The organism is Pseudomonadota bacterium (genome assembly GCA_018823135.1).
Classification (GTDB): domain Bacteria; phylum Desulfobacterota; class Desulfobulbia; order Desulfobulbales; family CALZHT01; genus JAHJJF01.
In genome coordinates this window covers 1-15,675 of the sequence record JAHJJF010000059.1, presented here as the reverse complement: position 1 = coordinate 15,675, position 15,675 = coordinate 1, and the positions used below count along the sequence as shown (strand labels likewise).

12 protein-coding genes are annotated in these 15,675 nt (G+C 49.0%); 9 read left to right on the top strand and 3 right to left on the bottom strand.

Annotated elements, in window-relative coordinates:
- Window positions 1–5: 5 nt before the first annotated feature.
- From dctP to KKE17_05485, 3 genes are read left to right on the top strand one after another with little or no spacing between them, the layout of a single operon-like run.
- Window positions 6–1,025 carry a TRAP transporter substrate-binding protein DctP gene (dctP, locus tag KKE17_05495; GenBank protein ID MBU1709445.1) on the top strand — a complete coding sequence of 340 codons (1,020 nt, stop codon included), beginning with the start codon at window positions 6–8 and terminating at the stop codon, window positions 1,023–1,025.
- Window positions 1,026–1,074: 49 nt separating this feature from the next.
- Complete coding sequence (locus tag KKE17_05490; GenBank protein ID MBU1709444.1) at window positions 1,075–1,608, top strand: TRAP transporter small permease subunit; 534 nt, start codon at window positions 1,075–1,077, stop codon at window positions 1,606–1,608.
- Window positions 1,609–1,618: 10 nt separating this feature from the next.
- Window positions 1,619–2,884 carry a TRAP transporter large permease subunit gene (locus tag KKE17_05485; protein MBU1709443.1) on the top strand — a complete coding sequence of 422 codons (1,266 nt, stop codon included), beginning with the start codon at window positions 1,619–1,621 and terminating at the stop codon, window positions 2,882–2,884.
- A gap of 76 nt (window positions 2,885–2,960) precedes the next feature.
- On the opposite strand, the gene KKE17_05480 is transcribed toward KKE17_05485, so the two are convergent.
- Window positions 2,961–3,497, bottom strand: coding sequence for a TPM domain-containing protein (locus KKE17_05480; protein ID MBU1709442.1), 537 nt, complete (start codon window positions 3,495–3,497; stop codon window positions 2,961–2,963).
- A 268-nt stretch (window positions 3,498–3,765) separates the two neighbouring features.
- Window positions 3,766–5,040: a cytochrome C gene (locus KKE17_05475; GenBank protein ID MBU1709441.1), complete on the bottom strand. Its 1,275-nt coding sequence runs from the start codon at window positions 5,038–5,040 to the stop codon at window positions 3,766–3,768.
- Window positions 5,041–5,324: 284 nt separating this feature from the next.
- Between KKE17_05475 and KKE17_05470 the strand changes: the two genes are divergently transcribed.
- The 6 genes from KKE17_05470 (at window position 5,325) to KKE17_05445 (ending at window position 14,658) form a co-directional block, all read left to right on the top strand.
- Window positions 5,325–5,645 carry a hypothetical protein gene (locus KKE17_05470; protein ID MBU1709440.1) on the top strand — a complete coding sequence of 107 codons (321 nt, stop codon included), beginning with the start codon at window positions 5,325–5,327 and terminating at the stop codon, window positions 5,643–5,645.
- A gap of 423 nt (window positions 5,646–6,068) precedes the next feature.
- On the top strand, window positions 6,069–7,832 hold the full coding sequence (locus KKE17_05465; GenBank protein MBU1709439.1) for a protein kinase: 1,764 nt from the start codon (window positions 6,069–6,071) through the stop codon (window positions 7,830–7,832).
- A 151-nt stretch (window positions 7,833–7,983) separates the two neighbouring features.
- Window positions 7,984–9,924 carry an adenylate/guanylate cyclase domain-containing protein gene (locus KKE17_05460; protein MBU1709438.1) on the top strand — a complete coding sequence of 647 codons (1,941 nt, stop codon included), beginning with the start codon at window positions 7,984–7,986 and terminating at the stop codon, window positions 9,922–9,924.
- 177 nt (window positions 9,925–10,101) lie between these two features.
- Window positions 10,102–11,406: a tetratricopeptide repeat protein gene (locus KKE17_05455; protein MBU1709437.1), complete on the top strand. Its 1,305-nt coding sequence runs from the start codon at window positions 10,102–10,104 to the stop codon at window positions 11,404–11,406.
- Complete coding sequence (locus KKE17_05450; GenBank protein MBU1709436.1) at window positions 11,403–12,260, top strand: FecR family protein; 858 nt, start codon at window positions 11,403–11,405, stop codon at window positions 12,258–12,260. The genes KKE17_05455 and KKE17_05450 overlap by 4 nt, the downstream gene beginning before the upstream one ends.
- A 22-nt stretch (window positions 12,261–12,282) precedes the next feature.
- On the top strand, window positions 12,283–14,658 hold the full coding sequence (locus KKE17_05445; GenBank protein ID MBU1709435.1) for an Ig-like domain-containing protein: 2,376 nt from the start codon (window positions 12,283–12,285) through the stop codon (window positions 14,656–14,658).
- 72 nt (window positions 14,659–14,730) lie between these two features.
- On the opposite strand, the gene KKE17_05440 is transcribed toward KKE17_05445, so the two are convergent.
- The coding region (locus tag KKE17_05440; GenBank protein ID MBU1709434.1) for a hypothetical protein at window positions 14,731–15,675 on the bottom strand (945 nt) is incomplete at its 5' end.

Sequence of the window (15,675 nt, the reverse complement as noted above, 5' to 3'; positions counted from 1 at the left end):
TTTTCATGACCCGATTGAATAAATCTCTGCTTATCATTTTTTTGACTGTAGCTGTTATCTGTATATGTGTTACCGCCCAGGCCAGGTCGAAATATCTTTTTAAGATCGCTTCCCTTGCCCCGGTGGGGAGCGTATGGGCCAGGCAGTTTGATGAATTTACCAATGAAGTTCAGCAGAAAACCAACGGTGAGGTGGCCTTCAAGGTATATCCCGGCGGGGTCATGGGCAATGAGCAGGCGGTCTACAGAAAAATGCAGGTCGGACAGCTCCATGGCGGCGGCTTTACGATGACTGGAATCAGCGAGGTTGTCCCGGATTTCCGGGTCATGGGGGTACCTTTTATTTTCGACTCTTATGAAGAAGTCGACTGGGTGAAGATAAAGCTTATGCCCCATTTTAAAAAGGCTTTTGAGGATAAAGGGCTGGCTCTCATCGCCATGTCGGAAGTAGGTTTTGTTTATGCCATGTCAACCACGCCCCTGGCAACCCTTGAAGATATGAGAAAAAACAAAACCTGGCTGCCTGAGGGTGATAAAGTGAATCCACCCTATCTGGAAACAGCCGGAGTTAAAGGAACTGTTTTATCCATCCCCGATGTCCTTACTTCCCTGCAGACCGGCCTGGTTGATACTGTTTTTAATTCGTATTACGGCGCTATAGTCATGCAGTGGTTCACCAGGGCACGCTATATTTCCGATATCCCCTTCAGCTATGCATACGGTGCTTTTCTTTTAGACGGCAAGCAATTTTCCCTGCTGCCGGCTGAGTATAGAAATATAATCGAAGTCACTGCGCAGAAATACTTTGGCATACTCCTTGCCGAAACCAGAAAAAGTAATGATGAGGCCCTTGAAGTGCTCAAGAAAAACGGGGTCAAGTTGGTTGCCGTGGATGATGAATCCCGGAAACAGTTGAAATCGTATCGGACTCCGAGTGTCAATCAGATTATCGGCAGAGCCTTTTCTGAAACTATCTATACCGAAACACTCAATCAGCTGGAATTGTATCGTGCGCAGGCCAAATAGCTGAGTGCCGGCCTTTTGACATCCTATTGCTCCGGCACGGAAGATACCAATGCTCAAACAACTGCAAAGCTCGTTCAGGTTTATGGGGTTCTGGTTTTTACGGCTGGAAGAGTTGTTCCTCTGCCTGCTGCTTGCGGCAATGATCATTGTCGCATGCCTGCAGATTTTTCTGCGTTTTGGTTCTACCGGCGGCTATCTCTGGATCGACCCGCTTCTGCGGTATATGGTGATCTGGGCCGGCTTGTTCGGTGCGGCAGCCGTAACCAGCCGCGGCAAGCATATCGCCCTTGATATCATATCGTACCTGCTTCCCGAAAAATATCAGCCCTGGCTGCGGATGGTTATCAATCTTTTTTCAGCCTCTGTCTGTGGAATCCTCACCTGGGCGGCAATTATTTTCATCCGCAACGAAGCGGAATTCGGCAACCGGGTGCTGCTCTCCGTTCCCTCATGGATCTGGAACCTGGTTTTTCCCATTGCTTTTGCTCTGATCTCTTTACGTTTTCTCATCGCAAGCATTACTGAACTTCCTTGTTTTGCAGAGAAAAATCCCCTGCCGAAATCATTTGTTCAAGTGAAATAAAACTCAGCGCATGAATATACTTAAATTTATCACTCTGCTCACTGCGCTTCTCGGTGCTCCGTTATTTGTGATCATCGCCGGCCTTGCCCTGTTTTCCTTTTATGGGGCGGATATTGATATTTCAGTAGTAATTATCGAAATGTCACGTCTTTCAGATACGCCGATGCTGCTTTCTCTCCCCCTGTTCATCTTTGCCGGCACCCTGCTTTCCGAGAGCGGTGCGCCGCATCGCATGCTCAATCTTTCCAATGTTCTGCTCAGCTGGATGCCGGGAGGGCTTGCGGTGATTGCCCTTGGTGTCTGCGCCATATTTACCGCTTTCACCGGTGCTTCGGGAGTCACGATATTTGCTTTGGGGGGCCTGCTCTTTCCCGCCCTGGTCAAAGATGGTTATTCAGAAAAATTTTCCTTGGGGCTGATTACATCGTCAGGAAGTCTTGGTCTGCTTTTCCCGCCCAGTCTGCCATTGATCCTTTACGGGGTTATTTCAGAATCCAGAATTGATCAATTGTTTCTTGCCGGGGTTCTTCCTGGTCTGCTGATGCTTGCCCTGCTGGTTGCCTACAGTGTGAGCAAGAGTCCGAAAGATCGTGCTTTTCGCAAAAAAATTACCAGACTTGATATTTTCACCGCCCTCAGGCAGGCGGTATGGGAAATACCCCTGCCGATTATCATTCTTGGAGGCATTTACGGCGGCTTTTTTGTGGTTGGCGAAGCTGCGGCGGTGACCGCCCTCTATGTGCTTATCGTTGAGGTTCTGATCTACCGGGATATCAGCATCAAGAAATTGCCCGGCATTATGGTGCAGAGTATGATGCTCTTCGGTGGGATCCTGGTTGTGCTTGCCGCATCCATGGCATCAACCAATTACCTGGTGGATCAGGAAGTCCCGGCGCGGCTCTTTGAATTGATCAGGCAGTATATCTCAAGCAAGTATACTTTTCTGCTTGTCCTGAATATTTTTCTGCTGATTGTCGGGTCCATGCTGGATATCTTTTCAGCCCTGGTCCTGGTTGTTCCATTGATTATTCCACTGGCGCAGGGATACGGCGTTGACCAGGTCCACCTGGGAATCATTTTTCTCACAAACCTGCAGATCGGCTACTGCACCCCGCCGGTGGGACTGAACCTGTTTCTGGCCAGTTACAAATTCGATAAACCGGTCACCGAACTCTACCGGGCAACCCTGCCATTCCTCGCACTACTGCTGTTGACCCTTGCCCTGATTACTTATTTCCCGTTCCTGAGCCTCTGGCTGGTCGGCCTCTGGGGTTGATTCGCCATCTGAATGCTGAAAACTCGCCGAGGGAAGTGTCGGATCAGCAAGTTGCCGGGTTGACTGAGAAACAGAGTTATTGGCCGAGGCAGATGGAAGGCCGGTGATTGTCCGGATAACTCACCAGGCGCGCCGCCTTCTTAATGGCACTTATGCCTTTATTCACCCCTTCGGTCATTCGGCCCTGACGAAAACTTGGAAGTATTTCCTCATCAAGAATCTGTTTGCCGACCTCATCCTTGGCTATGAATTCAAGACCGGTGCCTGCTTCGATACGCACTGATTTTTCTTCCATTGCAAGGGTAAGCAGAATTCCGTTATCCAGCATTTCCTGGCCAATGTCCCAGTCGTTTGCTGTACGAGATGAAAAGCTTGCAATTGATTCGCCGGAAAGCGAGGGGACGGTCAAGACAATTATTTGATGGCAGGTTTCCTTTTCATAAGCGGCAAGATCGGCAGCCATGGCATCAGTCTCTTCCGGTGAGAACACTGAGGCATAGTCGTTTACCAGACCGAGGCGAACCGGCACCGGATTTTCTTTTGCTTTATTGCACCCTGCCGTAAGAAGCAGGAAGCAAAGGAAAGCAATGAACAGGGAATGTCGATATTTCATAAAGGAAGCTCCGAATTTACTGAATTTGTAGATTTTCTGGAAAGGCCAAGGTTCTAACCTTCACGCAGCACCTTACAATGTCAGCTCGGGCGACAGGTAAAGGGCAGCGAGGACCACAGTATATTAAATCTCTTTTGGAATGTCTCGGCTTTCTTTCCAGCGACAGTGGATTAAGAATTTTGGGGATTGCATGTATAATTAGACACGGGCTGCTAAAAGAAGGATTCTCTCAGCAGCCCTTGTGTTATTCGTTTATATATTCTTCTGCTTATTTGTGGGTTGCCCTCATGGTCTGGGCAAGTTCCTGTATTTTGCCCAGTTCCTTGGTCATCATCGCCCAGCCATACCAGTATGCATAATCCGGATTTATATGGAAGAAAGCCTGGTAAGTGCGCATCCGGTGTTTCATATACATTTCAAAAAGCGCCTGGTCGATATGGGACATGTGATTAATGTCCGAGCCGCTGGTACGCATGAAATAGAGTAAATCCGGATAGGCAAAGGCATAATCTTTGGGCTTTTTGATGATGCCGTCTTTGTAGAGGCCGGCTACGATCTCTATGGCATCGGCCATTAAACGATCAGCCTTCTGCATAATGCTGTCACCCATTGCCAGCTGTTCTCGGGCGTAGGTTTCGGAGTGACACTGGGTGCAGACTTTGATCATTTTGTTTCGTTCCGTGGACCATGCCTCCTCAGTCAGGCGGGCCAGGTCAACTGCTTTTACCGCATCAAGGCGCGCCGTGGGCTCGCCTGTTTCCGGGTTCAGGACCCCGAGTGCCTTTAAAATAACCACACGATCTGCAGCCCATTGTTTATCCTCCGGAAGCGGCAGGCGGACCCCGAGGAACCCCCATGCCGTCCTGTTTTCGTGGTTGCCGTTTTGCATATGACAATCCTGGCATTTGGGAGCTGCCGCGGTTTCAGGCAAGTCGCCGACTTCTTTGGAAAGATAACGGGTGCCGTGTTTGGAACTGCTCCACATCTCCCATTGCGGGTGGTCATACCCCATATGGCATTGCTGGCATGCTCTTGGATTTAAGGCTTCTTTTTTAGAAAAGCTGTGGCGGGTGTGGCATTCGTCGCAAGAATTGTTCTGGTAGTGATAGCCTTTTTCCAGTTGTTCTTTTTTCTGGGCCTCGGATTTGATTCCCATGTTGTGGCAGCCGCCGCAACCCCGACCGCCTTCCATTAATTCATCAGGTTCCACATGGGTGACCGGCATGGCATTCAGCGAAGTCCAGCCGAAATTATGTTTCCCTTTGCTGAACTGGTTGAACTGGTCTTCATGGCATCCGGCGCAGACGGCTTCGTCGGGCATTGCCGCCATTTTAGCGTCTGACGCATCGTTGTGTTTGTCGCCATGACAGGTGGAACAGGTTACATCCTCTTTGCTGTGTTTGCTTGCTTCCCAATCCATCACTTGTCCGGGCGAAATATCTTTGTGGCAGGATATGCATTTTTCAGCCGAGGCAAAGACATGAGAGGTGTTTAGTAAAAGCAATACCGCACAGACCAACATGATACCTAATTCTTTTCGCATGATTTCCTCCTTTTTATGGACTGGTTGATATTTGAAAGTTCGTTATCTTGTAAATTATTACTTGCATGAGAGATGAAATGATGATGGAACTTGATGGGAATAGATGTCAAGAAAATATGCGGAAAAAATTTTTGGGTTATTTTAAAAAACCAGGCAGGTACGATATCGGCGAGGTGCCGTTACCTGCTTTTGAATGCATGTTTTGTGATGCCTCTTGAAAAGCTTGTAAAGTTTGGCTACGGTAAAAAGTCTAATATCGATATAAAATAAATGAGGTGAAAATCGTGACTGATCAGGAAATCAACAGTTCGTCGCAGAGTATACAAAAAGGTGGGGTGGACAAGCAGGATGAAAGGCATCTCTCTCAAGAGATGAATTCTCCTGACGATGAAACGGTTATTATTCATCCTGCAGATGAACAGGAATACAGTGAGGCGGATTCCTACCGCAGCGCCAGTTATTTTGTTTTGTTTGTCGCTACGGTATTCATCATCAATGCCATGGAGACCGGCAGTTACAGAATTACCTGGCCGGTTGCAATCGGCACACTTGTCGTGGGTCTGGGGCTATTGGGTTTTTCTGTCATCAAGAAGTCTAAGGAGTAAGACGCCCGTCTCGAATTGATTTGTTATGCCTTTTGGGTATAGACTGATTGGGGTGCAGAAAAGCAAAGTAAATTCAACGATTTGATCGTTTTTTTGACCCCCGGCTACAAAAAGGAATCTACTGCGCAGGATTCGCGATCTTTTACGAATGCGTTAACGTCGCCGGCCATTGTTTCCCCTGCCATGCCAGGCATCTGCGACAGATTTTTATACGTTTTTGACCTTGTCGCACAGCAAAAAGAGCGACGCGACAGTGTATTTATTATAACCGCAGTGCATCCCGCCAGGAATATATAGCGCATCGGTAAGGTTTGCTTTTCATCTTTATGCCGGTGAAAGGCTGTTTCACGCTGTTTCTAGGGCCGAGGCAAGTTGTGAATGATCGGTTAACGACGAAGCAACACGAAAGATCGGGGGGATGGGATGATGAAGACTGGAAAAGAAAGGCGTCGATGGGAAAGGCAGCAGATATCAGAACCTGAAATTGCCATGGTTTACGGACAGGGGAGGACGTGGCGTAAAAATCTTCCATCATATGAAGATATCACCTATTTCTTTGTGGCAGTCATCAATGCCAGCAAGGGCGGATTTCTGATTGAGACCGAATATTCCTTTGAACAGGGAGAAGAAATCTTTTTTCTGTTGCGCGATTCGCGTAAACAAAAATGGTCAAAATATAGCGCCGGGATTTCCTGGGTCGGGAAGGGTTCTTCAGGCGGCGGGCAGCTTGCCGGTCTAGAGTTGAAGAAAAACAGGAAGCCCGGCAGGCAATCCGCAATCAAGGAAGAGGCGCTTGCATCCCTTGTCGCTGATATGGATTTTCTCATGCAAACCGGCATGTTCGAATGCCTGCCTGCCAATGCCGTCTGGTTGTTGTTGAACCGTCTGCAGAAAGTTGAAATATTGTCCGGTATAAATATTATATCCCAGGGTGAAAAAGGCGATTGTCTGTATCTCGTTCAGTCCGGCACCTGTCAGATCCTGGTTTTAAAGGATGACCAGCCACACAGGGTTGCACAATTGGGGCCGGGGGAAATAGTCGGCGAAATGGCGGTTCTGACCGGGGAGTTGCGGTGTGCCGATGTTACGGCATTATCCGACATGCAGATATGGCGTCTGCCCAAAAAACAGATGGACGCGATTGCTGCAAAGTGTGAGGACGTGCGGTTATTTCTCACTGAACTGGTCACTGATCGCCTGGAAAATTCTCCGATAATTGCCGACCGGACCGTGGGCAAATACCTGGTCAAAATGAAAATTGATCATGGCGGTTGGGGCATTGTCTACCAGGGATTCCATACGCAGCTTAAAATGCCGGTAGCGATCAAGATGCTCAAGCATCAGATGGCCATGGATACGATGTTTAAGAATCAGTTCATGAAGGAGGCAACGATCATTGCCAAGCTCAACCATCGAAATATCGTTCAGGTGCACGATATCGAAGAACAGTACCAGACGATTTTCATTATTATGGAATACCTGGAAGGTGGAACAGTAGAAGCCTTGCTGGACAGGCTCGGCACCCTGGACGTCACAACAACCCTGGACATTCTCAAGCAGGCATGCGCCGGACTTGAATATGCCCACAGAAAAGGGATTGTGCATCATGATGTGAAGCCGGCCAATATTTTTGTTCAGAATGACGGCCAGGTAAAGATGCTCGATTTCGGTCTGGCGTTTTCATCCGGCACTGATCACGCGACCCTTAAAGGGACCATTCATTATGCCGCACCGGAACAGATCAGGAATGATGAGATTGATTTCCGGGTTGATATTTACACACTGGGGCTTACGGCGTATGAAATGTTGACCGGCAGACGCCCTCATCAGGATGACGATATCGGTAATTTTATTAATAAACGATTACGCGAAGAAATTCCCGATCCTAAAGAAGAGCGACCCGACATCCCTGAAGCCCTGAGGAATTTTATATTGCGCGCCTGTAGGAATAACCCGGATGAGCGATATCAGACCATGGGTGAGGCCATGAAAGAGCTGGAATCTTTATATAAGAAAATGGTTCCGGGTGAAGGCCGGGAGCGGGAAAGTGAAAGGCGCATGTCGTCTTTGCATTTATTCTATTTTGAAGAATCACAAACTGAGGTGAATTCTTTACTGGAAGGCATGGCATCCCGTGCCAACGCCATGGGGATCAGGTACAAGGTTTCAGAGTTCAAGGACGTATAAGCTGAATAATCATGAATTATTTGAAGGAGAAAGGTTATTTGTGTAAAGAAACAATATGTTTATTAAAAAAACTTTCTGATAATCAAGGTATGCTGTCGTGAGTTTATAGCTGTCCATATGATTGGTACTGCTCTGCTCAAGAAGGCTGTTCATGAAGAAAACCTGGAAAATTAACTTCATCACCCTGGCTGGACTCGCAATCACCGCGCTGTTTTTTCTGCTCAATATATCGTCGCCCCGGATTGTCAACGAAACCATTGAGGCGATGTTTCTCGATTACAGGTTTCAGCTGAGAAATATCATCAGCCCGCCACCGCCCCCCGAAAATATCTTAATCATTGCCGTAGATGAAAAAAGTCTGGATATTTTCGGCCGCTGGCCTTGGGCCAGAGACCTTCAGTCAGAGCTTATTGATACAATAATCACCGGCGATCCCAGGATCTTGGTGGTGGATATTTTCTATCCGGAACCCGAGAATCCGCAAAGAGACGCCGCCCTGGGAAGTGTTTTTGAGAAGTATTATGGAAGAATCGCCCTTGCCGCCGGTTTCGACCCCAATGCCCCGCCCAATGATGATGAAGTCCCTGATTATTTACTTGATAACGCCATTCTCAAGATAAAGCGTTCTTCGCAGCTGGAGGGGGCGCTTGAGGTGCACAAGTCAAAGGTCTTGTCCGTGCCGGTGATCTATGCCAATGCGATTCTCGGGCATGTGGTAAGCCCGCCGGACGGCGACGGCAAGCTCAGGCGCGAGCATCTTTATATCAAGTTTAAGGATGAGTTTTTCCCGTCACTGTCACTCGTTGCCGCCGCACTTGCCAGGAATATGGGGACAGATGATCTTGTGGTCCAGGGTCACAGCGGCATCGATCTCGGAGACACCTTTATCCCGACGGATATCCGCGGCCGGATGCGGGTTAACTATCTCGGGCCGGAAGGAACATTTCATTATGTGTCTGCAGCCGATGTGCTGGACGGCACTTTTGATATTTCCCTGCTCAGAGAAAAAATTGTCTTTCTCGGAACATCGGCCATTTCAACCTATGATTTCATGGTGACGCCGTTTTCGGCGCGTATCCCGGCGGTTGAAAAAAACGCCACGGTTGTTGAAAATATTCTGAACAAGCATTTCATCCTCAACACGCCGGTCTCAGTGATTTCCTGTATAATTCTTTTTAGCGGTGTGCTGTTGTCTTTTTTGCTGCCCAAGGTAAGAGCGTTTTCGGCGCTGCTTGCTTCCTTGCTGCTCATATCATTATACGTGGCGTTAAACCAGTATCTCTTCACGATTCACAGTTATTATCTGAATTTTGTCTATCCCTTCGGTAACATGGTTGTCATAACCATACTCTTCGGCGCGTACAAATATTTTGTCGAAGAACGCAAAGCCAAGCGCCTACGCTCGATGTTTTCCAGTTATGTGTCTCCCAAAGTGGTTAACGAATTGATTAATAATCCGGAAATGGCAAGGCTCGGCGGCTATCGCCAGGAGGTGACCATCCTTTTTTCCGATATCGCCGGATTCACCTCGTTTTCAGAAAAAAGAGAGCCAGAGGAAGTGGTTGCAATGCTCAATGAATACTTTGGGGTAATGACCGACATCATCTTCCACTGGGACGGGACCCTTGATAAGTTTGTCGGCGATGAGATCATGGCATTCTGGGGCGCGCCCGTTGCGCAAGCGGATCATGCCGAACGCGCCATGCGGTGCGCATTTCATATGTCGGATCAACTTGATCGCCTGCGGGAAAAGTGGCAGTCGGAAGGCAAACAGGCCATTGATATCGGCATTGGCCTCAATACCGGTGTGGTACTGATTGGCAATATCGGCGCTGCAGGCAAGAAGATGGATTTTACTGCCATCGGCGATCATGTAAATCTGGGCGCCAGGGTTGAAGCACTGACCAGGCAATACAAAACGCGTATTTTGATAACCGAATTTACCCTGGCGAAACTACAGCCTCTGGTTGATAATCATCGGTTCGGTCATATTGATCTTCAGGAAGCCGACACCGTCAAGGTTAAGGGGAAAGATCTGCCGGTGAAGGTGTTTTCAGTCAGGCCGATTCCCCATCCGGACAAGGAGGCCTGATAGTTGTGAGTCAAGGCTGCGATCAGTCAAAAATAACCTTACAACTGTAAGTTGCACGTTGCAGAGAATTGATTAATCAGTTAGATTCTGTTGTCTAACATATGTTTTGCACGGCCTGCTTCAAAGCTGCTGTGGATAAAACATTCATTATTTTAACAGATTACAAGGGTTGTTTTCATGAAACAGAAATGGCTCGTAACTTTCCGGGTGTCGGTTTTTCTGGGGTTAATCCTTTGTTCCGGTATGGCGCTTGCTTCAGAGAAGGAATTTGAGATCGCCATGACCAAGGGTTCTCTGGCCGTTGAAAGTGCCTCCTTTGAGGAGGCCAGGACCCATCTGCAAAAGGCCCTGGACGTAAAGCCCGATGACACCGAGGCCATGCTGCTTATGGGCATTGCCTGGTCCCGAAACGAGAAATACTCCGAAGCCAAAGGCTATTTTGTCAAGCTCCTCAGGAAGAATCCGGATTCGTGGCGGGCGAAATTCGAGCTCGGCGTTGTCCTCTATCATCTGGATGCCTGGGAGGATGCGGGGGATCTTTTCAGCGAGGTTGTCGGCAGCGAGGCTGACGACCATTCAAAGACCGTGGCAGGAAAGTATCTTGCAAAAATTTCCGCTGCGGCCAGGGCAAGGGACAAGACCTATACCCTGAATCTACTCATCGGCGGCCAGTGGGATGACAATGTTATCCTCGAGCCGGAAGATCCTCTGACCCAGACCGATGAGGCGGACTGGCGCTGGCTTGCGGTAATCAGCGGCAACTGGGCCTTTTTTGAAAAGAACAGTTTCAAGGCCAGTGCCGGATATATGTTTTATCAGAGTCTCCACGATACCCTGCATGCGTATGACGTTCACCAGCATAATCTTACCTTTTCAGGGGAGTACGATCCCAGGGGACCGATCCGCACCGCCCTTGAATATGATTTGAACTATTCCCTGGTGGGGCGTGAAAAGTACAGCACCATCAATACAATCAAGCCGGTATTTTCCTATAGCCATTCGCCGAAACTGCACACCGAGCTGTACTATGCTCATGAGTTTCAGGACTTTGACAACTCTGATCAGTTCACCACCAATTCATCAAGGAACGGCGATAGCGATACAATAGGCGTCACCGAAAAGATCCTTCTTGCGAAAAATCTCGGATTGTCCGTGGGCTATGCCTATGATATCAAGGGCGCCGATATGGGTTACTGGCAATATGACGGGCACAAGGCATCAGTAAAGCTGAGTTCGGCAATTGACAAAATCCAGTTATTTGTCGACGGCTCCTATTATGACAAAAAATACGATGACACCTGGCCTGGGGAATCCACCAGCCGCAAGGACAAGGTTCAGGAGTATTCCCTGGTTGTGGTCTGGAATCCCCTTAAATGGCTGACGTTGAGTTTGACTGAAAATTATGTGATCAATGATTCCAATATCGCGAAAACGGATTTTACGCGAAATATTACCGGATTTGTTGTGGGGATAGGCATATGAGAAAAATCGTCTTGTTGATTCTGGTTGCTGTTATTCTTTCGGGATGGCAGACGGGTATTTTTGCCGCAGACAAGGCCGGAGATGTGGTTTCGGTGCGCGGCACGGCCTTTGTCGAAAGGCTGGAAAAGGAAATCAAGGCTGAGAAGCGCCTGGCGCTCCTTGAAAAGGACAATATTTCAACCCGGGAAAACTCCAGGGTGAAAATGCTTTTCAGGGACGACAGCATCCTCACTCTCGGCCCCATGAGTCGTCTGGCCGTGAGCCAATATATCTACAGTCCTGAGGATAAGCGGGTCGAGTCGATTTACGAGCTTCTGGACGGCAAACTCCGGGCGGTGGTGGGCAATGCCGATTTCAGCGTCAAGACGCCGACGGCTTTTGCCGCAGCCCGCGGCACCATTTTTTTGATCTGGTACGACCCGGCTACCAATTCCACGGGGATCGCGGTCCTTGAAGGAAAAGTTCTGGTCAAAAACAGCGATTCTTCCGTTGCGGGAGAGCAGGAACTCTCCGCAGGTGAAATGACCACCGTGACCGGCAGCAGCCCGCCGTCCTTTCCGGAGGCATTCCAGATTACCAACCAGACTGGCTCGACAACCGGTACGGATATCGGTCCCATTGTCTATGAGGTGACGGTTGAGGGCGTGCCGGAGATAGATTTTACCGACACCAGAAAAGGGGCACCGCCGCCGCTGTCGCCAAAGGTTCAACTGGCGGATGACGATGAGGCTGATTTGCGGAATTTTTTTGATGTCTGGCCGAGAATTATAGGTGGCGATACTTATCGTCCGGCGCCCCAGGGAACGGTTGGCGATTCGACGACTCCGGTAAGCATTGTGCTTGAGTTTCAGTAATAATTATTGGTGGTGAATTGCTATGAAACGGATATTTTTTCTTTTTGGTCTGGTTTTTTCCCTGTCCCTGCTTGTTTCCTGCTCAGGTAATGATGGTGGGGCAGGCTTTGGTGACGGTTCCACCGGTGTCAACCTGAGTCTGCATTTCCCCGGGGGTTCTTCCGACAGCGGCAGTAACCTTTCATCAGCGGTTATCAACGATCTGACGGTGGCCACGGTGCGGGTAACCGTTTGTGGTGCGGGTATGGCTGATATTGTCGAGGTGGTTGGTGTCTCGCCGCCAGACGTGGTCACCATTACCCTTGATGTGCCCAACGGCAGCAACCGCCATTTTGTCATCGAGTGCATGGATGCGGGCGGTGTTGTGACCTGGGTGGGTGATTATTATTACGATGTGGGGGCCTCCTCCGGCTCGGTCACCCTGGATGTGAATATGGATGCTTATTCAGGCAGTCCGTCTGTTTCATCTACAACACCGACCGCAGACGCCACAGGCGTGGCAGTGAACACCACGATCAGCGCCACCTTTGCCGGACCCGTTGATTCGGCAACCCTCACCACAACCACTTTTACAGTGAACAATGGGTCAACCGATATAGCAGGTACAGTATCTTACGATTGGTCCACAAAGGTTGTGACCTTTACCCCGTCTGCAAATCTCTCATACACCGCAACATATGACGCCACTCTCTCAACCGCTGTGAAAGATGTACTGGGTGTGCCTTTTTCAACTGATTATACTTGGGCTTTTACTACCGCAGACGGCACAGCGCCTCTGGTGAGTTCTACAATCCCTGCAAATGGCGCCACTGAAGTGGCTCTTGCCAGTACGGTCGCAGCAACTTTTAATGAAACTATGACAACTGCAACCGTAAATACCACGACCTTTACGGTAAACGACGGGGCGAGCAATATTGCCGGGGCAGTTGGCCCCCCCAGCACCAACACCTTTACCTTTACACCTTCGGCCAATCTTGAACCTAATACCGTTTATACCGCGACTATTACCGCCGGTGCCCTGGATCTTGCCGGCAATCCGCTGGCAGCAAATGCAAATAACCCGTGGAGTTTCACCACCCAGACTACTTTTTCTAAAATTCTCATGGGTGGGGTTAATTACAGCAATGGAGTGTTTTACGACGGCCAGCAGACCGCTGACGGCGGCTTTGTTGCTGCGGGATCTATTTATGTGTTGGATGTGGCGGGTAACTACACTCAGGCAGTCCTTGCAAAATTTGCCGCAGACGGCACCCTGAGTTGGGCCAATCACTATGGAAGCACTATTACTAGTGAAATCTTTCGTGCTGTCAAGCAGACTGCTGACGGAGGGTATATCGTAGCCGGAGATACAAATCTTGGCATCGCCGGCACCGATGATTTCTGGGTCGTAAAAACCGATTCATCCGGGAACATTACCTGGAACAAGGCCTATGGCACGACTGGTCATGATAACATAGAATCCATTGATGTAGTGACCGGTGTTTCAGGAATAGAATATGTTGTTACCGGCACCACCTATGGCCTTGGCCCTGCCGGGGCGGAGATCTGGGCTCTGGCCCTTGATGGCGGCGGCGATGTGGTTTGGACCTTTGCTTATGGAGAGTTAAGCAATGACTCTGCGAGTAAGATTTATCAGGCCTCCGATCAGTCCGGTTTTCTGGTTGCAGGCTCTACCAGTTCCTTTGGCGGGGCTGATACTGATTATTCCTTGATGAAGCTTGACAATACAGGCGTTGTTGTCTGGCAGTATACCTATGTGCGGGGACTTGGCACAATCTGGGACTATCTTTATTCCGCGAGTGAGACCAGTGACGGTCATGTTCTTGCAGGTCAAACCTATAATGGAAGTGACAATGATATGTGGGTGGTGAAGGTAAGCAGTGATGGAAGCACAATTACCTGGCAGAAATTGTATGGTGTTGCAGGTAATGAAGAACGCGCGAATGATCTAAGGGAAACCGGCGCAGGTGCGGTTATTGTTGCCGGCACGACTCGAGGGGTTAATGAATCCCCATGGATTGTCAGCCTTGACAGCAGCGGTAACGTCCAGTGGGAAAAACAATACAACGGCACCTATGACAGACGCCCGTTGGCTTTAGGGCAGAATTCAGACGGGGGCTATTTTGCTGTTGGTGATACGTATGATGATGCATCAATTGACCCGGAATCCCCATTCATGATGAGGCTTACTGGTGACGGAACTCTTGGATGCTCTCTGGACAGCCCGACAACCGCGACCGTGATAAATACCACGGCTGTGGCGCAATTCAATAATTCGGGAAGTACCGGAGATATAGTGACGTATCCGGCTGTTGAGAATACGAATTATTGGGTTAATTCACCAGTGGTCACACCAACCGCTATTGCACCACAGACGGTTATTTCTGATTGCCCCTGATTATTTTTGATTAAGATAATGATTCGAAAAAACGGCCCTGCGATTCGGGGCTGTTTTTTTGCCTGGATTCATTTAGAACTGGTAGTAGATAAACTGCTCTGCCGTGTCCACGGCGCCGAAGAGGATCAGATATATTAGGAAGGCATAGCCTGCGCCCCGCAACATGGGATTCCAGGTATCGATATGTTTCTGCATGTCGGATTTTGAGCGGAGATAATGAAATATCCAGAAAGATATGATAATCCCCAACCCCAGAAGTATCGAGGGTTTGTTAAAGCCTGCCAGGTCAGGTTGAATGAGGATGCGGTAAAGAAAGATTTTAAGTCTGCTGAAATCCGGGGCAAAGAAACAAACTCCAATAAGTACCCGTGTAGCAATATTGAAACACCATGATCCAAATCGCCAGGGCAGACTCATGAAAAAAACATGTTTGCGATATTTTCGCAGTATCTTCAGCCGGATGATCTGATAGATGATCAGATAGAGTCCATGCCCCAATCCCCAGAAAATAAAATTCCATGCCGCACCGTGCCAGAGTCCCACAAGACCCATGGTGATAAGAGTGATTCTGGTATGCCGCCAGAAATGGCGTGGATGAAAGCCACCCAGGGGGACAAACAGATAATCATGCACCCAGGATGACATGGTCATGTGCCAGCGCCGCCAGTAATCAGCCGCATTGGTGGCGGTATGCGGGAAATTGAAGTTAATGCTTAAACGGATGCCGAAAAGACGGGCAACGCCGCGGGCGATCTCGGAATAGGCGGAAAAATCAAGATACAGGGCAACCAGCATACCGCTTGCAGAAAAAACGAGTTCCCCGGTTGTAAAACTGCCGGGATCAAGAAATGCCGGATAGGCGGCATGAATCAACCTGTCGGCCACAACGATTTTTTTCAGCAATCCCCAGAGAATGAGTCGTATGCCTTGCTCGAGATTTTCAAATGTAAAGGGCTGCCTTTGCAGGAGTTGCGGCATGAGTTTTTTGGCGCGTTCGATTGGACCTGCCACCAGTTG